The organism is Psychrobacillus lasiicapitis (assembly GCF_006861795.1).
In the GTDB taxonomy this organism is placed as follows: domain Bacteria; phylum Bacillota; class Bacilli; order Bacillales_A; family Planococcaceae; genus Psychrobacillus; species Psychrobacillus lasiicapitis.
Genome location: NZ_VDGH01000003.1, coordinates 308,705 through 335,345 on the forward strand (window position 1 = coordinate 308,705; position 26,641 = coordinate 335,345).

General features: G+C 37.3%; 33 protein-coding genes. 11 read left to right on the forward strand and 22 right to left on the reverse strand.

Annotation, left to right across the window (positions count from 1 at the left end):
• Positions 1-10 precede the first annotated feature (10 nt).
• Positions 11-406: a VOC family protein gene (locus FG382_RS06505; RefSeq protein WP_142538094.1), complete on the reverse strand. Its 396-nt coding sequence runs from the start codon at positions 404-406 to the stop codon at positions 11-13.
• Positions 407-589: 183 nt separating this feature from the next.
• The gene (locus tag FG382_RS06510; protein ID WP_142538095.1) at positions 590-1,087 is read right to left on the reverse strand and encodes a flavin reductase family protein; all 498 of its coding nucleotides are present in this window, start codon (positions 1,085-1,087) and stop codon (positions 590-592) included.
• 156 nt (positions 1,088-1,243) lie between these two features.
• On the opposite strand from FG382_RS06510, the gene FG382_RS06515 reads away from it, so the two are divergent.
• Positions 1,244-1,573 carry a YflT domain-containing protein gene (locus FG382_RS06515; RefSeq protein WP_142538096.1) on the forward strand — a complete coding sequence of 110 codons (330 nt, stop codon included), beginning with the start codon at positions 1,244-1,246 and terminating at the stop codon, positions 1,571-1,573.
• A gap of 272 nt (positions 1,574-1,845) precedes the next feature.
• Positions 1,846-2,316, forward strand: coding sequence for an inner membrane protein YiaA (gene yiaA, locus FG382_RS06520; RefSeq protein WP_142538097.1), 471 nt, complete (start codon positions 1,846-1,848; stop codon positions 2,314-2,316).
• 104 nt (positions 2,317-2,420) lie between these two features.
• On the opposite strand, the gene FG382_RS06525 is transcribed toward yiaA, so the two are convergent.
• Positions 2,421-3,053 (reverse strand): LysE family translocator, encoded by a 633-nt coding sequence (locus tag FG382_RS06525; RefSeq protein WP_142538098.1) that lies wholly within the window; start codon positions 3,051-3,053, stop codon positions 2,421-2,423.
• A gap of 258 nt (positions 3,054-3,311) precedes the next feature.
• Here FG382_RS06525 and FG382_RS06530 point away from each other — a divergent pair, with 258 nt between their 5' ends.
• A complete protein-coding gene (locus FG382_RS06530) occupies positions 3,312-3,974 on the forward strand; it encodes a DUF2306 domain-containing protein (RefSeq protein ID WP_142538099.1) in 663 nt (220 codons plus the stop codon).
• 536 nt (positions 3,975-4,510) lie between these two features.
• Here FG382_RS06530 and FG382_RS06535 read toward each other — a convergent pair.
• From FG382_RS06535 to FG382_RS06590, 12 genes are all read right to left on the reverse strand, one after another.
• Positions 4,511-5,122: an SAM-dependent methyltransferase gene (locus tag FG382_RS06535; RefSeq protein WP_142538100.1), complete on the reverse strand. Its 612-nt coding sequence runs from the start codon at positions 5,120-5,122 to the stop codon at positions 4,511-4,513.
• Positions 5,123-5,170: 48 nt separating this feature from the next.
• Positions 5,171-5,527 carry a thioredoxin family protein gene (locus FG382_RS06540; protein WP_229677285.1) on the reverse strand — a complete coding sequence of 119 codons (357 nt, stop codon included), beginning with the start codon at positions 5,525-5,527 and terminating at the stop codon, positions 5,171-5,173.
• Between the two features lie 40 nt (positions 5,528-5,567).
• Positions 5,568-6,344, reverse strand: a complete 777-nt coding sequence (locus FG382_RS06545; RefSeq protein ID WP_142538101.1) for a sulfite exporter TauE/SafE family protein — start codon at positions 6,342-6,344, stop codon at positions 5,568-5,570.
• 51 nt (positions 6,345-6,395) lie between these two features.
• Positions 6,396-7,523, reverse strand: a complete 1,128-nt coding sequence (locus FG382_RS06550) for an MBL fold metallo-hydrolase (RefSeq protein WP_142538102.1) — start codon at positions 7,521-7,523, stop codon at positions 6,396-6,398.
• A gap of 68 nt (positions 7,524-7,591) precedes the next feature.
• Positions 7,592-8,026 carry an OsmC family protein gene (locus FG382_RS06555; RefSeq protein ID WP_142538103.1) on the reverse strand — a complete coding sequence of 145 codons (435 nt, stop codon included), beginning with the start codon at positions 8,024-8,026 and terminating at the stop codon, positions 7,592-7,594.
• Positions 8,027-8,117: 91 nt separating this feature from the next.
• Entirely contained in the window at positions 8,118-8,513 is a 396-nt protein-coding gene (locus tag FG382_RS06560) for a DsrE/DsrF/DrsH-like family protein (RefSeq protein WP_142538104.1), read from the reverse strand.
• Positions 8,506-8,757 carry a glutaredoxin family protein gene (locus FG382_RS06565; RefSeq protein WP_142538105.1) on the reverse strand — a complete coding sequence of 84 codons (252 nt, stop codon included), beginning with the start codon at positions 8,755-8,757 and terminating at the stop codon, positions 8,506-8,508. Before FG382_RS06565 ends, FG382_RS06560 begins: the two co-directional genes overlap by 8 nt.
• 89 nt (positions 8,758-8,846) lie before the next feature.
• Positions 8,847-9,143, reverse strand: a complete 297-nt coding sequence (locus FG382_RS06570; protein WP_142538106.1) for a rhodanese-like domain-containing protein — start codon at positions 9,141-9,143, stop codon at positions 8,847-8,849.
• Positions 9,144-9,162: 19 nt separating this feature from the next.
• A complete protein-coding gene (locus FG382_RS06575; RefSeq protein ID WP_142538107.1) occupies positions 9,163-9,525 on the reverse strand; it encodes a rhodanese-like domain-containing protein in 363 nt (120 codons plus the stop codon).
• A 65-nt stretch (positions 9,526-9,590) separates the two neighbouring features.
• Positions 9,591-9,818, reverse strand: coding sequence for a sulfurtransferase TusA family protein (locus tag FG382_RS06580; RefSeq protein ID WP_142538108.1), 228 nt, complete (start codon positions 9,816-9,818; stop codon positions 9,591-9,593).
• Between the two features lie 78 nt (positions 9,819-9,896).
• The gene (locus FG382_RS06585; RefSeq protein ID WP_142538109.1) at positions 9,897-10,157 is read right to left on the reverse strand and encodes a metal-sensitive transcriptional regulator; all 261 of its coding nucleotides are present in this window, start codon (positions 10,155-10,157) and stop codon (positions 9,897-9,899) included.
• Positions 10,158-10,262: 105 nt separating this feature from the next.
• On the reverse strand, positions 10,263-10,673 hold the full coding sequence (locus tag FG382_RS06590; protein ID WP_142538110.1) for an Lrp/AsnC family transcriptional regulator: 411 nt from the start codon (positions 10,671-10,673) through the stop codon (positions 10,263-10,265).
• Between the two features lie 116 nt (positions 10,674-10,789).
• Here FG382_RS06590 and FG382_RS06595 point away from each other — a divergent pair, with 116 nt between their 5' ends.
• On the forward strand, positions 10,790-11,548 hold the full coding sequence (locus FG382_RS06595; protein WP_142538111.1) for an MBL fold metallo-hydrolase: 759 nt from the start codon (positions 10,790-10,792) through the stop codon (positions 11,546-11,548).
• Between the two features lie 138 nt (positions 11,549-11,686).
• Here FG382_RS06595 and FG382_RS06600 read toward each other — a convergent pair whose 3' ends face one another.
• From FG382_RS06600 to FG382_RS06615, 4 genes are all read right to left on the reverse strand, one after another.
• Positions 11,687-12,250 (reverse strand): beta-class carbonic anhydrase, encoded by a 564-nt coding sequence (locus tag FG382_RS06600; RefSeq protein WP_142538112.1) that lies wholly within the window; start codon positions 12,248-12,250, stop codon positions 11,687-11,689.
• A 171-nt stretch (positions 12,251-12,421) separates the two neighbouring features.
• Positions 12,422-14,839 (reverse strand): heavy metal translocating P-type ATPase, encoded by a 2,418-nt coding sequence (locus tag FG382_RS06605; protein WP_142538113.1) that lies wholly within the window; start codon positions 14,837-14,839, stop codon positions 12,422-12,424.
• Positions 14,840-14,910: 71 nt separating this feature from the next.
• Positions 14,911-15,117, reverse strand: a complete 207-nt coding sequence (gene copZ, locus FG382_RS06610) for a copper chaperone CopZ (RefSeq protein ID WP_142538114.1) — start codon at positions 15,115-15,117, stop codon at positions 14,911-14,913.
• Between the two features lie 78 nt (positions 15,118-15,195).
• Positions 15,196-15,528, reverse strand: coding sequence for a metal-sensitive transcriptional regulator (locus FG382_RS06615; RefSeq protein WP_142538115.1), 333 nt, complete (start codon positions 15,526-15,528; stop codon positions 15,196-15,198).
• A gap of 522 nt (positions 15,529-16,050) precedes the next feature.
• Here FG382_RS06615 and ahpC point away from each other — a divergent pair.
• Both ahpC and ahpF read left to right on the forward strand, forming a co-directional pair.
• Positions 16,051-16,620, forward strand: a complete 570-nt coding sequence (gene ahpC, locus FG382_RS06620) for an alkyl hydroperoxide reductase subunit C (RefSeq protein WP_142538116.1) — start codon at positions 16,051-16,053, stop codon at positions 16,618-16,620.
• A gap of 12 nt (positions 16,621-16,632) precedes the next feature.
• The gene (gene ahpF / locus FG382_RS06625; RefSeq protein ID WP_142538117.1) at positions 16,633-18,162 is read left to right on the forward strand and encodes an alkyl hydroperoxide reductase subunit F; all 1,530 of its coding nucleotides are present in this window, start codon (positions 16,633-16,635) and stop codon (positions 18,160-18,162) included.
• 161 nt (positions 18,163-18,323) lie between these two features.
• Here ahpF and FG382_RS06630 read toward each other — a convergent pair whose 3' ends face one another.
• Positions 18,324-19,148, reverse strand: a complete 825-nt coding sequence (locus tag FG382_RS06630; protein ID WP_142538118.1) for an ABC transporter ATP-binding protein — start codon at positions 19,146-19,148, stop codon at positions 18,324-18,326.
• Between the two features lie 1,131 nt (positions 19,149-20,279).
• Here FG382_RS06630 and adh point away from each other — a divergent pair.
• The 5 genes from adh to FG382_RS06660 all read left to right on the forward strand — a co-directional run bounded on the left by adh (position 20,280) and on the right by FG382_RS06660 (position 24,884).
• Positions 20,280-21,800 (forward strand): aldehyde dehydrogenase, encoded by a 1,521-nt coding sequence (gene adh / locus FG382_RS06640; protein ID WP_142538120.1) that lies wholly within the window; start codon positions 20,280-20,282, stop codon positions 21,798-21,800.
• Between the two features lie 20 nt (positions 21,801-21,820).
• Positions 21,821-22,171 (forward strand): DUF779 domain-containing protein, encoded by a 351-nt coding sequence (locus FG382_RS06645; RefSeq protein ID WP_142538121.1) that lies wholly within the window; start codon positions 21,821-21,823, stop codon positions 22,169-22,171.
• A 188-nt stretch (positions 22,172-22,359) separates the two neighbouring features.
• A complete protein-coding gene (locus tag FG382_RS06650; RefSeq protein WP_142538122.1) occupies positions 22,360-23,373 on the forward strand; it encodes a DUF1646 family protein in 1,014 nt (337 codons plus the stop codon).
• 114 nt (positions 23,374-23,487) lie between these two features.
• Complete coding sequence (gene nfsA / locus FG382_RS06655; RefSeq protein ID WP_142538123.1) at positions 23,488-24,219, forward strand: oxygen-insensitive NADPH nitroreductase; 732 nt, start codon at positions 23,488-23,490, stop codon at positions 24,217-24,219.
• Entirely contained in the window at positions 24,216-24,884 is a 669-nt protein-coding gene (locus FG382_RS06660; protein ID WP_142538124.1) for a DNA alkylation repair protein, read from the forward strand. The genes nfsA and FG382_RS06660 overlap by 4 nt, the downstream gene beginning before the upstream one ends.
• 80 nt (positions 24,885-24,964) lie before the next feature.
• Here the strand turns inward: FG382_RS06660 and FG382_RS06665 are convergent, their stop codons facing one another.
• Positions 24,965-26,047, reverse strand: coding sequence for a CAP domain-containing protein (locus FG382_RS06665; protein WP_142538125.1), 1,083 nt, complete (start codon positions 26,045-26,047; stop codon positions 24,965-24,967).
• 17 nt (positions 26,048-26,064) lie between these two features.
• A complete protein-coding gene (locus tag FG382_RS06670; protein ID WP_142538126.1) occupies positions 26,065-26,601 on the reverse strand; it encodes a superoxide dismutase family protein in 537 nt (178 codons plus the stop codon).
• Positions 26,602-26,641: the final 40 nt, after the last annotated feature.

The following is a 26,641-nucleotide window of genomic DNA, read 5'->3' on the forward strand; positions in this document are numbered from 1 at the left end:
CATCATTCACTTATTTGGCATTTTCGTCTGGTTGGTGAATTCCAATAATATTCCCTTCAGAATCGATAAAATATCCTTGCCATGCCATTCCAGGCAACGCATGTTTGGGAACAGAAATTGTACCGCCTTGAGCTAAAATTGCTGCTTCTGTAGAATCATAATCTTCCACCTGCATTGTGCAAACAAATGCATTTACACTTTGTCCACTTTCAGGTGATGGTGTCCTACGTTGCATTAAGGCACCATCAATTCCCCTTTCCTCTTTATCTCCTGTAATAGCTCCAAAATAAGGTGTTCCTGCAAAGTCACTCCAGTCTTCAAATTGCCAGCCGAAAACTTCACCGTAAAATTGCTTAGCTCTGTCCATCTCATCCACATGAATTTCAAAATGTACAACTCGTCCCATCCGAAAACCTCTTTTCTGAAATTATTGGAAACCTGTTCATTCTGATTATGTCATATATTCTGAATTTTTACGATGGAAATTTGCATAACTATGATAGAATCTTCTCGAAGGTAAAATGGATAGTTTTGCCTATCGATAGCAAAAAAAGATGCCTTCTAAAATAGAAAACATCTTTTTTGGCACTTAATTATAAAATTCTTCCGGTATAGCTCCAATAGTTCTTCGATGATAAAGAAGCGGTTCTTTATCTTCATTTTGGATATCCAGCACTTCACCAATAATGGTCGTGTGATCTCCTGCATCGATTTGGCTAAATACTTTACATTGTAAAGTAGCTAATGTATCCGCAAGAACTGGCAAATTCAGTTCCGACTTTTCCCAGTCACATTGGCTGAAGCGATCTTCTACTCTGCTAGAAAATAGCGTACATAAATCACTCTGATCAGAAGCTAAAATATTCACGGTAAATTTGTCTACTTTTAAAAATTCTTCATACGAGTACACTCGCTTATCAATTGACCATAAAATAAGTAGTGGTTCTAAGGAGACCGATGCAAACGAGTTAACTGTCAGTCCCATCGGTTTCCCCTCTTGGTTAAATGCTGTTACAACCGTTACACCTGTAGGGTAATTGCCCATTGCCGCCTTAAAACTTGCTATCTGTTCTATTTTATTATTCATATGAACTTCTTCCATTCTATTTTCTTTTAAGCATATCAAAGTCATTATATTCTTTCACACTTTTTGATTCTACAGAATTTTCACTTTTGTTTAAATCACTTCCGGAAGGGTAAAGATAGATATATCACAAATAAAACAACAAATGGAGGAATTATAATGACAGTCAAATTAACAGTAGAAAATGCCTTACAAGCAAAACAAGAAATTGAGACTCTGGAATCACAAGGTTATTCTAAAGACCATATTCATATTTTCGCCCATTTCAAAGAAAGAGCCGACGATATTAACGATGCTTTAGATACAAAAGATGTTGGTTTAAAAGAACAAGGTCTTCTGGATTCCATGAAAAACATTTTCACTTCCCGTGGAGATGAACTCCGTAACAAAATGGAGGCAACCGGATTATCAAAAGAAGAAGCGGCAGCTGCAGAAATGGAGCTCGATAAAGGGAAGCTAGTAATTATTGCACATAAACCACAAGAATAAATATACATCTGTTAATAAAGTGATTAATCCTATTTCCTGTAAAGGGAAATAGGATTTTTCTTTTGTGCATATAATATTTAAATTACACCTTTATCCCCTCTTTCATTGTTTCAACTGGCTCGATTTTCTAACAGGATACAGTTCACTGAACACATCTGTTTCTTTTTCTTTAAATCAATCGAATCGTTTATTTAGAAAGGATGGACTATTCAAAAAACGTTGCCGTTTAATAGTCGTTTGGATATGATGGTTATAAAGGAGGGAAACATTCAATGACTAATGATCATGAAGGATTATTTGATAAGGAAAAACAAAACGTCCCAAAACCGAAAATGGAAAGAAAAGATGGTGAACCTACTTCCGCTTTCAAAGGGGCTTCTGTGGCAGCGCTGATAATAGGAATCTCTGCTTATCTAATAGGTTTGTTCAATGCCGCAATGGAATTGAATGAAAAAGGCTATTACTTTGCAATTTTAATATTTGGACTCTATGCATCTGTATCTTTACAAAAAGCAGTAAGAGATAAAGAAGAAGGAATCCCAGTTACGAATATTTATTATGGAATTAGCTGGGTTGCAATTATTATTTCTATTTTATTGATGGGTATCGGCTTATACAATGCAGGAAGTATTGTTTTAAGCGAAAAAGGATTTTATGCTATGGCTTTTGTTCTTAGCATATTTGCAGCAATAACAGTTCAGAAAAATGTAAGAGATACGCAAAAAGCACGAGAAGCAGATTGAATAATGAACAGTGCCAGTCACTCACATTCTTTAACATGTGATTGACTGGCACTTATTCGTTCATCGATTAATCTTTACATTGCATCAGCATTTCTAATAGCAAACTATATTACTCCTTTTATCGCCAATACAAACTCATATAAAAAGTATCCAGCAAAACCAATTAATATTAATCCAGCAATGATGGAAACCCATTTTATCATTGTTTGATTCATTACTTTTCTTGTAACTGAAACAATAGCAAGTAATCCAACATCATGAAGCAAGATACCAGCTAAAATACCAGCTCCAACGATTAAAAATGTGGCCGGCTGTGTTGTATCGTAAGAATCGGCAAGCACTGCTCCAAAGACGGAAATCCAAAACACCAGGTTTCCTGGTGAAACAGCTACAAGCAAACCATTACGATACGAGCTAAAAAATGATTTCGTTGGTTTATCACCAGCCAATGTAATGCCCTGATCCGCATTTTTAATAGATTCATAGCCTAAATATGCCAAAAAGCCTGCACCAATAAGCCACATGGGTATTTGAATAAAAGGCTCGGCAAGCACAGAAGCAAGACCCATATATAATGCAATAATCAATAGGAAGTCGATGGTCATCCCACCTAGTCCTACAGCCCACCCATGCAAGAACCCATTTTTCAAACCTTGCTTCGTCATTTCAACCGTCATTGCTCCTACAGGCATTGCAATCGCAAGCCCTGCTAGTAAATACGTAAAAAATAAACTCAAAAGATACACTTCTTCCAAATTTGTTCCCTTCATACGTCCGTTTGTAACTATTTTAGCATAAAAATACATAAAAATTATATAATATTCTTATTCTCTTATAATTTTAATATTTATCGGCAGAGAAAAAATGCCACTTACACTCATCATTATGACCTCTTTTAAATTCCGGAGCATTGACGTAATCTTCTGTTCATAGTATATTTATGCCAAAAAGCAGAAGTACATCTTAAATTTTACTAATAACGGAGAGATAACAGAATGAATAAAATAAGTGGATATATTTTTACTTTTTTAGCAATTGGAGTAGCCGGTTATGCCGTTGTTCAGTATTTTATTATTGGAGTGGATCATGCAGGGCTCGTTCAGATGAAGTTAATGTCGCTTTCTAAATTGAGTACATTCTGGTACGTTATGCTATTTATCCATATTGCAGGGAGCATTGTAGCATTAGCGATTGGTCCTTTTACTTTATCTGCAACATTTAGAGAAAAAAGTATTATTCGTCATAAACGAATAGGAAAGCTGTATATGCTTGGTATTCTATTCGGCGGTATTTCCGGTCTTTATCTAGCGTTTTACGCTACAGGAGGATTAGCTGGAAAGCTAGGTTTTGGTTCCTTGTCAGTATTTTGGTTGGTTTCTGCCTATCAAGCACTTGCTAGAATAAAAGCTAATCGAGTGAACGACCACCAACAGTGGATGATCCGTAATTACTCCTTAACCTTTGCAGCAGTCACACTCCGTATTTGGCTACCTTTGTTCATGTTAGTATTAGGTTTAGAGCGTTTCGAACTTAGTTATGCTATTATCGCTTGGTTAGCTTGGATTCCCAATATTGTTATTGCAGAGTTATACATACAAAGGAGACTAATTAAAAAACAGGTATCTACCTTGCCTGCTCATCCAACAGTAGTAGAATAATAGAAAATGTAACTTTAAGGGATATTCTTTTATAATCATGCCTTGATTTAGAAACATTCCCCTATCGGCAGCTTCTCTAGCAAAGTATATATCATGGGTGACAATAAACCTTACTTCAAGTAAATGAAGGAAATAGACGATATGGCAAATGGAAATGAGCAATAATAGTGGAGTGTCGCATATAATAGGGAAACTGCGTGGTAGTGAGTTGAATGAAGTGTCCGCTGGGATTTCCGCTTCAGGGCAGACGCTTTCCGCGGGGTGAGCGATAAGCCATCACCGACGCAACGCGTACGATGTGATGGCTTATCTGTCTCACTCATCCCGCAGGAGCTTTAGCGACGAGGAGATTGAAGCCATGCCGGCGGAAAGCGTCCGCTTGAAGCGAAAGTCATAGTAAACTCCTAATAACACACCTTACCTCACAGTTCCCCTATACTGGTCGACAAATCATAGAGCTAATAATCTTCTAAACCATAAAAAAACGACTCTAATTCATGTTTCAGAGTCGTCCTTTATAATAGATTAGATATGCTTTAATTTTGTTGATCCTTCGGTTTCTGCCCAACAAATTGAATTACATGTGATAATCCATTATGTTTTTCACCTTCATGACGGACAACCTCTCCCATGAAAAAGTGAACTATGCGCCAGTCAGCAAAGTCTTTCAAAAACTCCTCTGGTTTGTATAGAAAATCCAGTTCTTGCGGTCCACCACTTTGATAAGGAATCTGGTAATGTGAATAAACCTCTGTCAGGAAATATCCACCGGGCTTTAAAGCCTCCTTGACACCTTGAAGGGTTTTCTTTCGAAGCTCGGTCGGAAAGTGACCAAAAATGCATACAATTTCATCCCATTTAGCTTCACTCCAGTTTGCTTCGTTTAAATCTACCAGTTTGGTCGAGACAGCTACATCCCGTTCTTTCGCAAGCTTATTTGTTTTCTGAAGTCCAGATTCCGCATAATCCCAAGCTGTAACGTTCATTCCCTGTTCTGCTAAGTAAACTGCATTTCGCCCTTCCCCTTCAGCTATGGCCAAAGCATTACCAGAAACATTTAATTTATGTTGAAATTCTTTCAAGAAGACATTTGGTTCCTTACCATAAACATAATCCTCTGTTTGAAAACGTGCATTCCAATGATTCATCTTATGTCATCCTTTCCAAACTATAATCGCGAAGTGAATGAATCAACATCAGTCTGTTTCGTGAACAATCATGTTATAAATTTTACCTATCCTATCTTGTAAAGATTGCATTTGAACAAATCGGGCTTCCCTTATAATTTCTTTGCCATCTACAAATAAAAGTAGCGCAGGCACCGTAAAAATCGAAAGACGTCCAGCTATTTCCTCGACATCGTCTGCATTTATATGCCCTAGCTGTATGAGTGGAAATTCTTTTAACAACTCCTTCAACTGAGGCAATATAACATGACATACGCCACAATTAGTTCTGGATACGTATAAGAAACTAAATTGATGGTCCTCGATAAACTTTTCTACTGAAGTGAGCGATGTTAATGTAATCATATCTTCTCCTTTCGTTTTCATAGTATTAATTTTCTGATGCAGTTTGTTCAAGTCAGCAACATTATAATATATCTAACCAAATCTTCACTGCAGTTACAAATATTAATACAGCTAAAATTATCTGTAACACTTTTGTATTTAACTTTTTCCCAGTCATAGCCCCAAGTGGTGCAGCAATTAAACTTGCAATCACCATGATAAGTGATGGTAAGAATTCTACTTGCCCGGTTGACACTTTTCCGCTAATGGCACCAATTGACGAAATAAGGGTTATCGCCAAGGAGGAAGCAATTGTCATTCGTGTTGGTATTTTTAATACAGTAAGCATGATGGGCACTAATAAGAACGCCCCTCCTGCTCCAACAATTCCTGCAGCTACCCCCACGATTAGGGCAAGTAATGCGGCAATCCATTTGTTAAAATTTATTTGCTCAAGGGGTATGTCATCAAGCCCTTTTTTAGGTATGAACATCATGATGGCAGCAATTATCGCTAAAATTCCATAGACTATATTAATTCCGTTTTCAGGAATCTGTGTGGAGCCAAATCCTCCAATGAAACTACCAATTAAAATACTAACACCCATATAAGCAATCAGTTTTTTATTTAATAATTCACCTTTACGATAGGCAATGACACCACCGATTGTCGCAAAAAATACTTGAATTGCAGTTATTCCCGACACTTCATGGGCTGTAAAATGAGCAACGCCAAGTGCTGAAGGAATATACAACAACATAGGAAAATTAATAATGGATCCACCTATTCCTAACATTCCCGAAATAAATGAGCCTATTAATCCTATGAAGAAGATGATAGCAATAAAGCTTATATCCATTTTAACCTCCTACTAAAAAGGGAAGCTACAATAGCTCCCTTTTTAAATTCCTTATCGAATTGCACAACGATTTGGTCCAATTTCCATTTCACGTTGCGTTTCTTCATCAGTGCTCTTTTTCCCCATATTCATTTCACGAATATCTTGATATGCATTTGGCTGTGGCGGTAAATTTTCAGTCACCATTTTTCTAAATTCATTTTCATCCTCAATGTTTAGCCCATGATTTGTTTCATAGAGCGTACTTAACTTTTCAGATACACTACCATCTGCATTTAATTCATCTATAATCATAAAGTGTGCTGGTAGAACGATTAGTTCCCCAGATAACTCTTTGTATCTCGTGTATAGACTTTCTCGTAGATCTCCCACCCAGTCCTCGGCTAACCCAGCTAAGTCTGGTCTTCCAATGGAATCAATAAATAATATATCTCCTGATAATAAGAACTTTTCGTCCACAACAAAAGACGTTGATCCAATTGTATGTCCTGGAGAATATAACGCATGAATATTTATAAAAGCATTACCAATTGTCACTACATCTCCATCTTCTAATGGTTCATATTCAAAGGTAACATCCACAGCGTCTTTTGGTGGAAGCAAGTATATTGCGTTTGTTTTTTCTGCAAGTTGTCTCCCACCAGAAATATGGTCGGCATGTAAATGCGTATCGAAAATATGGGTAATTTTTGCCCCAATACGATTTGCAAAATCCAGATAGACATTCGTCATTCTTGCAGCGTCTACAATGGCAGCCTCACCGTTTGAGACGATCATATAAGACAAGCATCCCTTACCAATTCGTACAAACTGATAAATTTCTCCCCCATCTTTTAGATCCCCAATTTTTACAGGTTCTAAATGTTCACTCCATGTACTCATTCCACCCGTTAGGGAAGAAACTGAAAGTCCTGTCGCTGAAAGCATCTCTGCCACTACCATAGACGAGCGCCCTTTGGCACAAACAACAAGTACATCTTTATCAGAAGGAATTTTAGCCAAAATCCCTTCCACACCATCAAGTAATTCAAAATATGGTACATTTAAATAATCAAAGTTCTCCCCTTCAATTTTCCAGTCTGCAAAATCACTTTCATTCCGAACATCTAAAATAAATAGCTCTTCTTTGTTAAATACTTTTTTTGTTACCTCTTTTGAAGTCATGGTATTCACAGTCATATTTTTACCCCCTACGGTATATTTATTTATAAAAAAATTTAAAACGTGATTGTTACATCTTCTTTCTTTTATTTCAAAGAAACTTTACCTTGTACTTCAATAGTAACGCCTGCTTTTTTCAATAAGTTTCCGACTTCGCATCCTTTATCTGCTCCTTCTATTGCTCTTTGTGCAGATTGAATTTGTATTTCTGTTGCATCCGCAGATAAAATGATTTGTGGATAGTGAGTTATGTTAAATCCATTATCGGATATCGCTGCCTCGGAATTTATTGTATGTTCTACTACAGGTAACTTTCTGCTTTCAAGCATATAAGTAAGCGTTGCTATAAAACAAGTTGCGGCTGAAGAAACTAGTAACTCTTTAGGATCTGTCCCGTTCCCACTGCCCCCCAAAGAGATTGGAATAGCAACTTTTGTATCCAGATAATCTGCCTTAAGAGTCCCATTCCCTGTTGCTCCACCATGCCAAACAATATTTAAATTTGTTTTCAACTCTGTCATCGTTCACATTCCCCCATTAAAATTATTAATATTTAATCTCAATCTTCATTACTTTTCATTTCTAGAATCCTAAAATTTCAGCTGAGTGAAGTTAAAATGTCAATGTTACGTCCGCGTCTTTAGCAAACTCTAAAAATGTAACAGCTCCGCCTACTTCAATTCCATCGATAAAGTTCTCTTTATCTAATCCCATAACATCCATAGTCATTTGGCAGCCAATGAATGTAACACCCATCTCTTTTGCCATTGCTACTAATTCCGGTATGGACGGAACATTGGCATTAGTAAATCCTTCTGCAAAATGCTCTTTTCCTACTGGCATCGGAAGTTGCTGATATGCCTCTTGATGAATTAAGTTCAAACCCTCGAATGTGAAGAAAATGGCTACTTCTTGATCTGTTGCAGCAGCTGCAGTTGCGATATTAAATACTTTGTATGCATCAAATAATCCACCATTGCTTGCGATAATTGCTACTTTTTTATTCATTTATTTTTCCTCCATTTCTTAATGCAATCATAATATTGTTTGGATCAAAGCCTACAATCCATTGACCATTCACTTCAGTTTGTGGCACTCCCATTTGTCCTGTTGTTTTTACAAGTCGTTGCATAACTTCAGGTTGTGTTTCCACATTCACTTCAATAAAAGGAATGTTTTGTTCGGATAAAAAGTTCTTTAACATAACACAATAAGGACATTGTGTTGTTGTATATACTGTTACTGAATTCATTTTCAAATCTCTCCTTAACGATTATTTGTAAATATCCTTCATTTCCGTCACCTAAATACCATTAGGGGTATATGAAATTCTAAAAAAATTTACTCTTCCTTGCCTTCCCAAGAAAGCATGCCACCTTGCATATTGATCACGTTATAACCTTGATCTTCAAGGAATTCTGTTGCACGTCCACTTCTTCCTCCTGAACGACAAACCATGATATACTCTTTTGACTTATCTAATTCATGCATACGAAACTCAACTAATCCTAATGGAATATTTATTGCTCCTGGAATTTTCCCATCTGCTACTTCATCTACCTCACGCACGTCGATTATATTTAATAGCTTTCCTTCATTCATTAAAGTCTCCACTTCTTTTGCAGTCATTTCTTTCATTTTAAGACCCCCTATTCTATTATCTCCAGGTGCTTATGCCACCTTTTACATTTGTTACTTTAGTAAAGCCCATTTTTTTTAATATCTTAGTCGCTTTTTGACTTCTCATTCCACTTTGGCAAATAACAATCACTTCTTTTTCCTTTAAAAGTTCCTTATCCGCTTTTTGAGAAAGTTGGTGAAGAGGAATATTTTTAAAGCCTTTGATATGATTACCTTTAAATTCACCAGGTGTTCGAACATCCACAAATTGCTTTTCCCTGTTATTTAACTCTCCTTTTAAATCTGTTGTTGATAGTTGCCTCACTCCTTTTGTTGGTAGAGCACGCTGTAAAATGAAAACTAAGAAAAGAGCGATAAGGATGTAAGTTAAGTATTCCAAATCTGTTACCACCTTAACGGAAATTATTTACCCCTCTGGGTATAAAAATGTATAAAAAAATAGAATTAGCCCTTTTTAATCCAAAACTTTAATACATCATCTTCTTCCTCATGTTTCAGAAGCTCATGACCACCAGATTTAGCCCAGGCTGGGAAGTCATTTTTAGCTCCCTTATCTGTTGTGTGAACCTCTAGTAATTGACCCTCTTCAAGTGCATTTATGGCCATTTTACTTTTTACGATTGGCATTGGGCATGCTAATCCTTTTACATCTAATACTTTATCAACATTCATTTTTATTCCTCCTTTTCTTTTACCGTTACCCCTACGGGTATATTAACGGAAGAAAAAAAAGATGTCAACCCTTAAGTTTCATCTGCTTTTTACAAGCAAGTTGACAGCTTCTTTAATTAGTTCGTCCGTTTTTTCTCCATTTTTTTCAGCATCTTGAACACATTCAACTAAGTTTGAACTTACAATCACACCTATTGTACGATCTACTGCTGAGCGAACAGCCGACAACTGGGTAATGACATCTTTACAATCTTTGTTTTCTTCCATCATTTTTAAGATCCCGCGAAGTTGCCCTTCCATACGCTTTACTCTATTTTTAAGTTGATCATTATATTCCATAGAAGTTCACCTCCAAGTTCATCACAAAATTACTGACAGTCATCATATTATACCCTCACAGGTATATTGTCAACACTGACAACTAGTCCTACCCTATTAATTCAACTACTTATTAATAACAATTGATAATTTATAATTTGCATGTTTGTTTAAATCTTCCAGAAATTCACCTAATGCTTTATTCGATGGAAATTTGCATTCGAGAAGATAACAACCATCCCCACTGATTTTATAATTATGGATTATGTATGCTTCTTGAGTTTTTATAAACGATAGATAAGGTTGATGGTAAGTACTTTGTGTAATAATCGTAATAAAAGCGTGTATAAAATACCCTAATTTAGTTTGATTAACTTTTATTGTATACCCCTCTATCAAGCCATTATCCTCTAACTTGGCAACTCTACCTGAAGCAGCTTGTCCAGTTAAATGGACCTTCTCACCCAATTCTTTCATGGTGATACGACTGTTTTTGGATAGCTCATCCAAAATAAGCTGATCTGTGTTATCTAACATTTGTTCAACTCCTTTCATTTATCAAGTCAAACCGCAAAAAGACTTGAATTTATCTATGTAACGCTGATTGACCATAGTATAAACTATATACGAATCAAAGAAAAGGAGTTGTAATTATGGATATTCAACTTATTCGAAATGCTACGCTCGTTGTTCAATATGCAGGCAAAAAGTTTTTAATAGACCCAATGTTAGCAGAGAAAGGAACTTACCCACCTTTTCCTAATTCATTAAGACAAGACCAAAACAATCCACTGGTTAATTTGGTTACACCAATTAATGAATTAATTAATGTCGATGCGGTAATCGTCACACATCTACATTTAGATCACTGGGATGATGCCGCTATAGAAGCATTGCCAAAAGATATTAAATTATTTGTTCAAAATGCGCAGGATGCGACAGTAATTCAAAACGCTGGTTTCAATAATATAGAAGTTTTACAAGAAGATACGCTCTTTGAAGATGTTCAATTAGTTAAAACAAAAGGGGAACATGGAAGAGGACCGGTGTTAGAACTTGCCGGTCAAGTATGTGGCGTTGTCTTCAAGCATCCAAGTGAAAAAACTTTATATGTAGCAGGAGATACTGTTTGGTATGAAGCTGTTCAAGAAGTGATTGAGACACATAAACCGGAAGTAATTGTTGTAAATGCTGGAGACAATCAATTCCTTGAAGGCGGTTCGCTCGTAATGGGGAAAGATGATGTTTATGAAGTGTATAAAGCTGCTCCTGACGCAAAAATTATTTCGGTCCATATGGAAGCTGTCAATCACTGGACATTATCGAGAGAAGAATTGAAAAGCTTTAGTCAGGAAAAAGGAATCTCTTCCAATGTATTAGTGCCAGACGATGGCGAATCCTACTCATTCTAAGCATAAAAACAGACAGAAAAACAACATTTCTGTCTGTTTTTTTATCCATATTTCATAGTTGTCCATTTGATTTAAAAACGGAATTCCTTGTTTAATATAGATGAATGTAAAGACATCAGGAAAGGATTTTTCAATCAATTAACGCTCATATCCGTCTACTACTACATCTAACTTTCCTGTTTCCGGGCAGATTACAAGCCCATGGACACTTATGTGTTTGGGAAACATCGGATGATTCTTGACCATATTAACGCTTTGTTCGACACTTTCTTCAACTGATTGAAATCCTGTTAACCAGCTTTTAACGTCAATACCTGCATTCATTAAGGTTGGTAGGACGGTTTCATCTAATCCGCCTTCCTTACATTTTTCTAAGAAAGAATTAGGCTCTAACCCATTCATTCCACAACCATGATGTCCAACGATCGCGACTTCTTTTGCACCAAGCTCATAAACGGCAACTAATATACTTCGCATGACACTTCCAAATGGATGCGACACAATTGCTCCCGCATTTTTAATAAGCTTAATGTCACCATTTTTTATGTTCATTGCTTTGGGCAATAATTCCACAAGTCGTGTATCCATACAAGTAAGAATCACCATTTTTTTATTAGGAAATTTGGTCGTTTCATATTTTTCATATTCTTTATCTTCAACAAATTTGTTATTGTATTCAAGAATCTCAGAAATTAATGTCATTTATATCACTCCTATATAGTTTATAAAATTATTTCATAACTTTCTTTTATATTCAATATACAATAACTCCAATTGTTCTTACTATATATAGAAGCCTCTGAATTAACATGGAGTAATATGTAATCTATAGAGGAAACAGTGTAAACACCGTTCACTCTATAGTTAACTAATCTATTTTTCTAATTTCACTCTTTGCAAACGTAAAGCATTTAACACGACTGACACAGAGCTAAATGCCATTGCTGCCCCTGCAACCCATGGAGCAAGTAACCCGATGGCTGCAATAGGAATACCAAGTGTATTGTAGCCAAATGCCCAGAATAAGTTTTGTTTAATATTGCGCATTGTTTTGCGACTCATTAAAATTGCATCGGCAATACTATTTAAATCTCCTCGGATTAGCGTAACGTCAGCGGCTTCCATCGCAACGTCAGTCCCCGTCCCAATAGCCATCCCAATATCAGCTGTAGCTAGTGCTGGAGCGTCATTAATACCATCGCCGACCATCGCCACTTTTTTACCGGTCGCTTGCAGTTTCTTCACCTCTTCTGCTTTACCTTCTGGAAGAACTTCTGCAATCACCTCGTCAACACCTACCTCTTTCCCAATAGCTTGTGCTGCTCGCTTATTATCACCTGTCATCATAATGACTTTGATACCCATTTCTTTTAAACGACGTACAGCTTCCACTGATGTGTCTTTGATCGTATCTGCTACAGCAACTAGCCCTGCATATTGTCCATTAATCCCAGCTAGCATCGCTGTTTTACCGTCGCTCTCCAATTTCTCCATTGTTGGAAGAACAGCTGTAATATCGATGCCGTATTGCTGCATGAGCTTACGTGTTCCAATGACCACGCCTTGACCTGAAACGGTTGTTTGCACACCATACCCTGGAATTGCTTCGAAGAATTGGACGTCACCAAGTTCAATACCTTTTTCCCCAATCCCTTGTACGATTGCTTGTGCTAATGGGTGCTCGGATTGTTTTTCTGCTGCACCGATCAATGATAAAAATTTCTCTTCGTCTTGATCAGCTACTACTAAAACATCTGTTAGTACAGGTTTACCATGTGTTACAGTTCCTGTTTTATCCACAACGACTGTATCGATGCTTTGCGTTTGTTCTAAATGCTCGCCGCCTTTGAATAAAATACCAAATTCAGCTGCACGACCCGAACCTGCCATAATAGAAGTCGGTGTCGCTAAACCAAGAGCACAAGGACAAGCGATAACTAATACCGCGATTAACACTTCCAGTGCAGGCGTAAACTCACCTGGTTTAACCCAAATAATCCATACTAGGAAGGTAAGAATCGCGATTCCTACTACAATCGGTACAAAAATACCTGATATTTGATCCGCCATACGTTGAATTGGTGCTTTTGATCCTTGAGCGTCTTCTACTACTTTAATAATTTGAGCCAATGCTGTGTCACGACCAACTTTTGTAGCTTTCATTTTTATAAAACCATTTTTATTAATCGTCGAACCGTATAAGACATCACCGCTTTTTTTATCAACCGGCAAACTTTCACCTGTTAACATGGATTCATCAACGGCTGACGTCCCTTCTAGTACTTCTCCGTCAACTGGAATTTTTTCACCTGGCTTTACTAAAATAGTATCTCCAATTACTACTTCTGCTAATGGTATCTCTTTTTCAATACCGTCACGTAAAACGATTGCTGTTTTTGCTTGAAGTCCCATTAATTTTTTAATCGCTTCAGATGAACGGCCTTTAGCTTTGGCCTCAAATAATTTACCTAAAACAATAAGTGTAATCAATACAGCACTTGTTTCAAAATATAGGTGAGGACTGTGATGTGTACCAGCTGTAATAATTGCCTGATAAACACTATAAAAATAGGCTGCAGAAGTACCCATAACAACAAGCACATCCATATTGGCACCGCCATTACGAAGCGTTTTATATGCACCGACATAAAACTGTTTTCCGATAATAAATTGTACCGGTGTTGCTAAAATTAGTTGTATCCATGGATTCATTAAAAAGTCTGGCACGTATAAAAATGATGTAAAAGAAAAGTGCGCTACCATCGTCCATAATAATGGTAACGATAAAATAGCCGATGCAATAAACTTACGTTTCTGTTCTTTGATGGCCTTTTCACGGTGGTCTACTTGTTGTTTATCTTCTTGCTTTTGATGTGCACCGTAACCAAGCTTCTCTACCTTCGCAATAATGTCCGCAATTGTTACTTCTGATGGATTAAATTCGATTGTTGCTTTTTCAAGCGCTAAATTAACGTTCGCTGATGCAACACCTTCCATTTTATTTAACCCTTTTTCAATACGAGTAGAACATGCTGCACAAGTCATTCCTGTAATATCAAATTCCGCTTTTTCTTTCATTACACCATAGCCAAGTGCTTCAATTTTCTTTTCCAAATCTACTGCATTCAGTTTGGATGGGTCATATTTAATCGATGATTTTTCTAATGCCAAGTTGACTGTTGCTTGCTCGACACCTTCCATTTTGTTGAGCCCTTTTTCTATACGGGTAGCACATGCCGCACAGGTCATTCCAGTAATTTGTATATTTGATTCTTTTACTTCTATACTCATAATGTTTACCTCCTCATACCTATTAGGGGTATAATTTATTGAAAATGAGAGAGTGCTTTAAAAAGCACTCTTTATTCTACCTCATATCCTTGATCTTCAATCGTTTCTTTAATTGTATCAAGTGTTACTTGCGATTCATCGAATGCTACCTCGACTTGAGCATCCGCTAGGTTCACTTTTACTTGTTCTACTCCTGCTAATTGACCAACGCTTCCCTCGACTGCATTCACACAATGCCCACAAGACATACCCTGTACTTCTAAAGTTATATTTTTCATGTTTTTTCTCTCCTTTTTTATTCTCCCCTATACGCCATAGGGGTATATATTAAATAAAAAAATAGTTCACTATTCTTTTTATTTTTTCATTAGCTTTTGAATCGTTACTACTAATTCGTCTAATACTTCTTCATCACCTTCTGAAAGACGATCAACGACACATCCTTTTAAATGACCTTCTAACAGAATTTTGGCAACGCTATTTAACGCAGACTGTGTAGCAGACAGTTGTGTGATCACATCATCACAGTAAACATCTTTTTCTATCATTCCTTTAATACCGCGAATTTGACCCTCGATTCGATTTAATCGGGTCGTCAAATTATCTTTCACATGCTCTGGATGATGACTCTTTCGGCATGAGGTAACCTCTTCTGTATGGCAAGCTACTTCATTCACTAAGTTTTCCATCTGTTTAACCTACTAACTTGATTACATCTTATCATACCATTAGGGGGTATGTAAAGTTAGAAGTACGAATTTTATCTTGTAATTTTTTGCGCCTAACATTTAGTTTAACGGAGTAATTACTATTGAAAAAAATAACTTTTCTAAAAACAAAACATCCATTCGACATCATAAGCCCTCTGTTTGGAAAGCGTCAATTAGTTGACTGAATATTCTATAATTGAGAATTCCTTAAGATAATTGAGAATTTATAAATGAAATAAAAATATACTTCCTTTCTGTTTCTAACCCATGAAAAGACGCATCAAGTCAATAAAACTATTATTAGCATCAGTATTAACCGATGACTCGTACTATAGGACAGAGTAGAATTGTTGACAAATCGGGACACTTATACGACAATAATTATGTAATTATAATTATTATAGTTAAGATGCAGTATATTTTATTGTTACTGCCGTTTAGGACTGGACTATATAACCTAAACTAACTATGTACAAAAACACACTAGGAGGAATTTTAATTATGTCTTTAATAGGAAAAGAAATATTACCATTCAAAGCTTCAGCTTTTAATAGCGGTAACGGTGAATTTATCGAGGTTTCTCAAGAAAACCTAAAAGGTCAATGGAGTGTTGTTTGCTTTTACCCAGCAGATTTTACATTCGTTTGTCCAACTGAACTTGGAGATCTTCAAGATCAATATGCGACACTAAAAGATCTTGGTGTTGAAGTATATTCTGTTTCAACAGACACACATTTTACACATAAAGCATGGCATGATCATTCAGATGCGATTAGCAAACTGGAATATATTATGATCGGTGACCCTGCACAAGCTATTTCACGCAACTTTGATGTACTTGACGAAGAAGCAGGTCTTGCACAACGCGGTACATTCATCATCGATCCAGACGGAATCGTTCAAGCAGCAGAAATCAATGCAGATGGCATCGGTCGTGATGCAAGCATTCTAGTTGACAAAATCAAAGCTGCACAATATGTTCGCAACAATCCAGGTGAAGTTTGCCCAGCAAAATGGAAAGAAGGCGAAGAAACACTTAAACCAAGCCTTGACCTTGTAGGGAAAATTTAAGGAGTAGATACAATCATGTTAGACGCAGATATAAAAGCACAATTAGCCCAATATCTTGAATTGATGGAGGGCGATGTTCTACTTAAAGTTAGCGCAGGAGAAGATAAAGTGTCGCGTGAAATGACGTCACTAGTGGATGAGTTGGCCACCATGTCATCTCGCATTAAAGTAGAAATGGTAGACTTAGAAAGAACACCGAGCTTTAGCGTTAATCGTATTGGTGAAGATACTGGCGTTGTTTTTGCCGGTATACCACTTGGACACGAATTCACTTCATTCGTTCTTGCCTTATTACAAGTGAGTGGTAGAGCTCCTAAAGTCGATGAGAAAGTGATCGCACAAGCGAAAAACCTTGAGGGCACTTATCGCTTCGAATCGTATATTAGTTTAAGCTGTCAAAACTGTCCGGAAGTTGTACAAGCACTTAACCTAATGAGCGTGTTGAACCCTAACATAACGCATACGATGATTGATGGCGCAGCGTTTAAAGATGAAGTGGAAAGCAAAAACATCATGGCTGTTCCGACTGTATTATTAAATGGAGAATCATTCTCTAGCGGTCGTATGACTGTCGAAGAAATTCTAGCAAAACTGGGAAGCGGACCGGATGCATCAGAATTCGCGGATAAAGATCCGTATGATGTACTCGTTATCGGCGGTGGACCAGCGGGTGCAAGTGCAGCAATTTATGCGGCACGTAAAGGCATTCGTACAGGGATTGTTGCTGATCGTTTCGGTGGTCAGATTTTGGATACAGCTTCGATTGAAAACTTTATCAGTGTTAAACATACGGAAGGTCCTAAACTTGCTTCAAGTCTTGAGGAACACGTAAAAGAGTACAATGTCGATGTGATGAACTTACAGCGTGCAAAACGTTTGGAGAAGAAAGATCTAGTTGAAATTGAACTGGAGAACGGTGCTGTTCTAAAGAGTAAAACCGTTATCCTTTCAACAGGAGCGCGTTGGCGCAATGTTGGAGTACCTGGCGAGGCTGAGTTTAAAAACAAAGGTGTCGCGTACTGTCCACATTGTGATGGCCCATTATTTGCAGGTAAAGATGTTGCTGTTATTGGCGGAGGTAATTCCGGTATCGAGGCAGCGATAGACCTTGCAGGAATTGTAAACCATGTAACCGTTCTTGAATTTATGCCTGAGTTAAAAGCCGATTCTGTTCTACAAGAGCGTCTTTATAGCTTATCCAACGTTACAGTTCATAAAAATGTTCAAACGAAAGAAATTACCGGTACTGATAACGTAAACGGTATTACTTACATTGAGCGTGAAACAGGTGAAGAAAAGCATGTTGAACTAGCTGGCGTTTTTGTTCAAATTGGTCTTGTGCCGAGTACGGAATGGCTAGGTGACGCCGTTGAGCGTACGAAATTTGGAGAAATCGTTGTCGATAAGCGTGGTGCAACGAACGTACCTGGCGTATTTGCTGCAGGAGACTGCACAGACAGTGCGTATAAACAGATTATTATTTCGATGGGTTCAGGTGCAACCGCTGCTTTAGGTGCATTTGATTATCTAGTCCGAAATTAATCAACAAATAGTTAAAGGAACAGGTCAAAATGAGCCTGTTCCTTTTTTTGTGCAAACGAAAAGCTGTGTAAACTTGTGTGGCACTCTGTTTATTTTAGACATCAGCCCCCTCTTCCGTCTGGGAGTGAGCCAACCATCCTCTAAATATGATAGTTATACTTTTATAGTAATGTTTTTACATTACTAAACTTTATCTTTTCAAAATCCTTTTGTATCGTTAGCCATGGACGATCTTCTTCCCAACGAATTTTTACCGGCATTTTATAAGCTTCTGATAATAGTTCATCTGTCAGAACTTCTTCCTTTGGTCCCGAAGCTACTATTTTTCCGTCTCTAAGAAGTATCACATGCGAAATGACATCCACAATTTCTTCAATATGATGCGTCACATAAAGTAAATGACAATCATTTTGGACAATCTCATTCATTAGAAATAATACTTCTTCACGGGAAAATACGTCTAAACCTGTACAAGGTTCATCGAGAATAAGAATTTTGGGATCACTCATTAAAGCGCGAGCGATAAGTACCCTTCTTCTTTCTCCTTGTGACAATGAATTATATGATTTTCCATTTAAATAATCTAAACGCAGTGCAGAAAGTAACGCATCCGCTTTTTCCCAGTCCTCGTTTGACACTTTTTCGTACAAACCAAATGAGGCAAATTTGCCGCTTACAATGATTTCCTCTACTGTTTCACGCTCTAAAATTTGAGAAAACCTCTCTAATGAACTACTTACATACCCTATTTCTTTTCGCAACTCTGGTAGGTTGGTCCTTCCAAATTCATGACCTAGAACCGAAACGTTTCCTGTGCTTGGAAAGTTATAGCCATTGACGATGTTTAATAATGAGGTTTTTCCAGAACCATTCAACCCTAGAATGGCCCAATGCTCATTTTCTTTTACTTCCCAGTTAATCTGACTTAATATTTCCTGACCACTTCTTCTCCATGATACATCCTTAAAAGCAATAACTTTATCCATAACTTTCCCCCATATTTGAAATAATTTCATACTTTACCTTGAATTGTGCAAAGTTGCTCAGAATACATTCGTTTGATCATTGTGAATATTCGTTTATTACAATATATTATACACAAGTTAATCTACTTTAAATTATAGAATAGTAGATTAGTAAAAACTCTTATAATAGAATGCATAAAGGAACAAGAGCGCTAAGCACCTGTCACTGGCCAATTTAGTTCATGAGAACGATAAAGTGCAATAACGCACATAATAAGGAAACTGCGCGGTAAGATACTAAGATGTCCGCCATGTTTTCCGCTCCAGGCGGAAGCTTTCCGTGGGGCGAGCGGTGAGCCTCCTCCTCCGCTAACGCTACGTGCGGGGTCTCACCTGTCTCGCTAATCCCACAGGAGTCGTCGCCTTGCACTCCAATCAATAGAACCTACTAATAATCCCTATAAAGTAAGTCTTATTCCATTAATCATAGGTTTTTCCTATAGAAAAACAATATAGTACTAGATTTAGTGGATCATTTCTTAGTAATTAGCAGACTCTACTGGATTGTAGCGAAAGGGTGGCGACTCCAGCCGAGGCCAACAGGATGTTGGTTTCAAAGGCGTTGCCACACGATGTGGCGTTCTTAGCCTTTGTTCCTCTGTCAGAGCAAAATGANTAAGTCTTATTCCATTAATCTTAGGTTTTTCCTATAGAAAAACAATATAGCACTAGATTTAGTGCATCATTTCTTAGTAATGAGCAGACTCTACTGGATTGTAGCGAAAGGGTGGCGACTCCAGCCGGAATAGCTTGAGCTGAAGACCCTGGACTGAGCGTAGAGAAGGAAGCGGCTGAAGCCAAGCCGGCGGAAAGCGTCCACCCTGTAGCGGAAATCCAAGCGTCCACTTCATTCAACTCACTACCGCGCAGTTTCCCTATACTGTGCGAATTTTTATTTAGCAGCATACATAAAAAAATCTTCTCCTTTCAATAAATCTATCAAACTTAATATTTGTAATTATTATTATAATCTGACATTATAGTGTTGAGGCTATTTTTATTTAAATAGTTTTGAAAGCGCATACGTGAATAGATGCTTGCATATATATTTGTGGTGTGCAAAAAAATGTTACTTAGGGGAGGAATTACAGAATGGTTTACGCATTTCCGAATACAGAAGGTTCAAAGGTTTCGTTTAAGGACAAGTATGAAAACTATATTAACGGCGAATGGACACCCCCAGTAAAAGGACAATATTTTGATAATATTACACCGGTAACAGGACAAGTATTTACCCAAGTTGCAAGGTCAACCGCAGAAGATGTCGAACTTGCATTAGATGCGGCACATGCAGCAAAAGATGCATGGGGTAAAACTTCTGTTGCTGAAAGGTCAAATATATTAAATAAAATTGCAAATCGTATAGAAGAAAATTTAGAAATGCTGGCAGTGGCAGAAACTTGGGATAATGGGAAAGCAGTACGGGAAACATTAAATGCAGACTTACCACTGGCTATTGATCATTTCCGTTATTTTGCAGGTGCTATCCGGGCTCAAGAAGGTGGGTTAAGTCAAATTGATAATGATACTGTAGCGTATCATTTTCATGAACCGCTTGGTGTAGTGGGACAAATTATTCCTTGGAATTTCCCACTTTTAATGGCAGTTTGGAAGTTGGCACCGGCATTAGCAGCAGGTAACTGTGTCGTGTTAAAGCCTGCCGAACAAACTCCTGCTTCGATTTTAGTACTGACGGAACTAATTGGAGATCTGTTGCCACCGGGTGTTTTAAATATTGTAAATGGCTTTGGTTTAGAGGCTGGAAAACCACTAGCATCTAGTCCTAGAATTAGTAAAATTGCATTCACTGGTGAAACGACTACTGGTCGATTGATCATGCAATATGCTTCTCAAAACTTAATCCCAGTGACGTTAGAGCTTGGAGGAAAATCACCAAATATTTTCTTTGAAGATATTATGGATGAGGACGATGCATTTTTAGATAAAGCAGTGGAAGGCTTTGTTTTGTTTGCGTTAAACCAAGGAGAAGTATGTACATGTCCTTCTCGTGCACTTATCCAAGAGTCTATCTATGATAAATTCATGGAACGTGTTTTGCAAAGAGTGGAAGCGATTCAAACAGGAAATCCGCTAGATCCTAATGTGATGATGGGGGCTCAAGCTTCTTCCGAACAAATGGAGAAAATCTTATCTTACTTAGATATTGGAAAACAAGAAGGCGCAGAGTGCTTAATCGGTGGAGGGCGTAACACGCTTGAAGGTGAGCTTGCAGAAGGGTACTATATTAAACCGACTGTATTCAAAGGGAATAACAAAATGCGTATTTTCCAAGAGGAAATTTTCGGTCCGGTAGTATCTGTTACAACCTTCAAGACAAAAGAAGAAGCATTAGAAATTGCAAATGATACATTATATGGGTTAGGATCTGGTATTTGGACAAGAGATATGAATACGGCATACCGTTTTGGGCGTGGCATTCAAGCAGGTCGTGTATGGACAAACTGCTACCACCAATATCCTGCGCATGCTGCATTTGGTGGATATAAAATGTCTGGAGTAGGCCGTGAAAACCATTTAATGATGTTAAGTCACTATCAACAAACAAAGAATCTTCTTGTGAGTTATAGTGAAAACAAGCTTGGCTTCTTTTGATTAGAAGGAGGTGCATGTAGATGGTTGAGCGTGTAATTGCAACAGAAGCTGCACTGGAACTTATTGAATTACTAAAAAGCAAACACGGTCCATTAATGTTTCATCAGTCAGGTGGTTGCTGTGATGGTTCTTCTCCGATGTGTTATCCTGATGGAGACCTTATAATTGGGGATCAGGATATATTATTAGGCGAAATTGGGGATGTTCCATTTTATATGCATAAAAGCCAGTTCGATTATTGGAAGCATACGCAGTTAATCATTGACGTAGTGGAAGGTAGAGGGGGAATGTTTTCTCTTGAAGGAGTTGAGGGGAAACGTTTCTTAACAAGGTCTCGTGCATTTACAGAGGAAGAATATAGACTACTTTAAGTATAATAATGAGCGAATGGGAAGATAAAAAACTTCTTATTCGCTTTTTTTTATGAAAAGGGACTAAAATATTTATGGAAGAGAAAAATAATTGTTAGAATATTGTTACAATTAAGTTAAACTACTAATATTGATATTTTTTAAATATTGTTTGGAGATGTCTAGTTGGAAGGGAAGATTACATAGCAATGATTATTGGTTTAATTATTATACTGTTGTTCGTATTGTTTTTACCTTTTAGTGTTAAATACGTAGAGCATAATTTAGAAGTATTTTTATTCATCATGGGTTTCGCAGCGGCGATTGTTAGTGGCGTGCTAGATATGTCTCTATTTATAAAAGCGTTAGAAGATCCTATTAAAATAACGCTCGCTGTTTTAGTGGCAGGATTATTATTTAAATGGCTACAAACCCCTTTAGAAAAAGGGATTCTAGGTATAAGTAATGCAATGCCTTTCCGGTTATTCAGTGCACTGATAGTCATTATTCTAGGCTTGATTTCGAGTGTAATAACGGCAATTATTGCAGCTTTAGTATTGGTATTGATCGTAAGTGTGATTAAACTGGACCGAAAATCAGAAGTACGTCTCGTTATATTAGCTTGTTTCTCAATCGGCCTTGGTGCAGCTTTAACTCCAATTGGAGAACCACTTTCAACCATTGCTATTAGCAGATTGGATGAAGACTTTTTCTATCTATTCCGTTTAATTGGTCCGGAAATTATTTCTGCGGTCATTATTTTTGGGATATTAGCAGCTTTACTTGTAAAACCGAATCAAAATAAAGATGGTTTATCTAGTAACCAAGAAAGCGAGTCATATAAAGAAATCATTATTCGAACCGTTAAAATTTATTTGTTTGTAATGGGATTAACATTACTCGGAGCAGGTTTTGAACCATTAATTAATAATTACTTACTTGACTTGAATCCTGCTATTTTGTATTGGATTAATATGATTTCGGCTGTATTGGATAATGCTACGTTAGCAGCTGCTGAAATTAGTCCAGCTATGAGTGAGGAAACAATTCGAGCGATCCTTCTTGGGCTTATGATTAGTGGTGGAATGCTTATTCCTGGGAACATACCGAATATAATTTCTGCAGGTAAACTAGGTATTCAAAGTAAAGAGTGGGCGAAGTTTGGGTTCCCACTTGGACTAGTAGCAATGGTTGTCTATTTTATTGTACTATTTGCATTCTAAATTGTTGGAAGTATAAGAGTGGATGGAAGTGTCTATGAGGGCTCTTTTGTCCACTCTTTTCATTTTTTCGCTATACTTAAAGATAACAATTAAAAAGGAAAGAGGTTGTCGCAAATGGTAGAAAAGTTATTACGTTCCCATTCATCGGTTCGAAAGTATAAAGACTACACACTCACGAAAGAAGAGGTTATTGCGTTAGTGGAAACTGCACAGCATGCGGCTAGTTCCCATTTCGTACAAGCATATAGCATCATTTGGGTTACAGACGCAGAGAAAAAAGAAGAACTAGGCAGACTTTCAAAAAATCCAAAACAATTTGAGACAGCAGGTGCAGCATTATTACTATGTGCCGATTTTCACCGACTTCAAGCAGCGGGGAAGCTACATAATACTGAGATTGTAATTGATACAACCGAAAATGTTTTAGTTGGAGCAGTCGATGTTGCTTTGTTTGCACAAAATTTAGTGATTGCTGCAGAATCGAAAGGATATGGAATTTGCTTCATAGGAGGTGTGCGAAATGCCCCTAAAGAAATTAGTCAGTTAGTGGACTTGCCGGAAGGCGTTTTCCCGTTATTCGCGATTACTTTAGGCGTACCAGATCAACAAAATGAAGTGAAGCCTCGTCTTCCAGTTGCTGCCGTATTACATGAAAATAGCTATGATAGTGCAAAATATGAATCACTATTAACGGAATATGATCACACGATGGAGGAATATTACGCAAACCGTGGTTCTAACCAAAAAGTAGCAAATTGGACACAACAAATGGCAGAGTTTCTAGAAAGTCCACGTCGCCCACATATCCGTGAGTTTCTAGCAAGTAAAGGATTTCACTTAAAATGAAATGGTCAATTGAACTTGTAAAAAGCTATATGGAGCCTCATCGAAATAATGATAATGCAGTTCCCATGGCCACATATATGAAAAATCACTTTCCTTTCCTTGGCATTAAAACACCAGAAAGGAGAATGTTGTTTCGAGCACTCGTGAAAGAGAATGAGCTTCCTAGTTTGAAAACGGTACAGGAGGAAGTATGGGCACTTTTTCAGTTAAAAGAACGAGAGTATCATTACGTAGCGATTGAATTACTTGCCAAATACCAAAAGCAATTAACAATCGAACATTTAGCTTTTTGCTTAACGCTCATTGAAACAAATTCTTGGTGGGATAGTGTCGATGCAATTGCGCCTAAAATAGTTGGAGACATTGTGAAAAGGAATCGAGTAGAAGGAGAAGCTGTCATGATGGAGTGGGCTAAGTCCGCTAATATGTGGACAAACCGCGCTTCTATTTTACATCAGTTAAAGTATAAGCAAGAAACGAATGAAGAATTATTGTTTGCTACGATTAATCGACATGCTACCTCGAAAGAGTTTTTTATTCAGAAAGCAATTGGTTGGGTGTTAAGAGAATATGCAAAAACAAGCCCAGAGGTTGTTCGTCAGTTTGTAGAAAATACTAAGCTTGCACCGTTAAGTAAGAGAGAAGCATTAAAGCATATGAAATAAGGAAAGGGGCTACCTTAAAAGGATAGCCCCAATTTTTATAGTTGCTTTCAGTAGTGTTTAGTCGTCTATGTTGTTCTTTCCTACTTTGAGAAAAAGTTTTCCGTGTAGTAAGGAGTGGCATCTTTGTTAAAGGCAGTCCCTACACCTAGATTTCGGTAATCCGCATTTAGTATGTTTTTCCGGTGACCCATAGAATTCATCAATCCCTCATGAGCAAAGATACTACTAGTTTGTCCATAAGCCAAGTTCTCACCTGCGTATGAAAAAGTTAATCCGTCCTCCTCTAGTCGATCAAAAGGAGATTTCCCTTTTAAATTTTCATGACTAAAGTAGTTGTGAATTGCCATATCCTCGCTATGCTTACGAGCTGTATTACTTACAGCTTCATCATATGTCAGAATTGACAAACCTCTAAGGACTCTGGCGGAATTTGTTAGGTCAAAAAGCTGAAACTCAAATCCTGTCTTTAGTTCCTCGGAAGGTTTTCCAAATGTCTTAGTTTGATTTTTTTCGACAGATTCTTTCATAATTTGAATGGCGGTAATAGTGTTATCTTCATGTAAATCGTAAAAGAATGTTATATAATTATGATCGATTAGATACAAATCATATTCTCCTGCATCAGGTAATATATAGATGATATTTCCTTTTTTTAATTTTTTTATCGGTTCTCCTAATTTAGCAAGAACTTCATCTCTTGTGCTATCCATATTTAAACCTAAAAAAGAAGATTCGGAAGGTTGATTGGTAAACATGGCATTCACTGTATTTTTGTTATCGTATGAAACCATCATAAAGTTTTGATAATCTTCATGGTACGTATGCCAAACTAAATTATATTCATTCAAGCTCACTCGCTTTGCATTTCCGTGAATTTTCTCAATGTCACTTTTCTTCATTCCGATGGTAATTTGATCTAATTCAATTCCTTCACCGGGTATTGCTTGCTGATTGGAAGAGATATTTGTGGCTGGTTCCTCCTTTATTTCTTTCCAGTATGCTTTTGCTTCGTTTAAATAGTCCATAACCTCTATCGAATCGATCCATTCATCTACAGGTTCTAAAAAAGTAAGGTCTACATATTTTGCAGCATGCTCTTCCCATAAAGGTCGAGAAAAGAAAATGGCTACAACCAAAAGTAGCAACCAGCCTATTTTTTTCATCCAATTCACCTTCCAACCTATTTCTTAATTTCCCCACAAACTATTCGATCTCCTGAATTGCCGGAAGGATCTGTCTTATAATCATCCGCATTTTCATGAATAATAATAGAGCTGCCATCTGCGTCTAGTAGAGAGTTACTTTTTCCAGATGCTAATACAACTGCCGGTGATACTGTTTCCAATTCTACTGTACCATTAGCATCGACTTCGATGTTAGGCAAATCCCCTAAGTGATAGCCTTTTGGATTTTGAAAACCATGCTCTTTATGTGTAGGATTAAAATGAGCTCCTGCAGTTTTGAAATCGGGTTTTTCGCACAGCGCAGTTTCATGGAAGTGGATAGCCTTCACTCCTGGTGATAACCCCTCTGCTTTTATGAAAATATGCACACCTTTTGCTTGATCTGTGAGTGTAGCCTGACCTACTTCTTTCCCCTCTGTGTTAAGAAGTGAAACTTGTACTTGTTCATTCGAATCTGCGCCTGCTAACGGAAAGCTGCATCCACTGAGTATGACTATTATTAAAACGTATAAGCTAATATATTGTTTCTTCAACTAAATTCCCTCCTTAATATAAGTCCATTCAAGTCTTGCC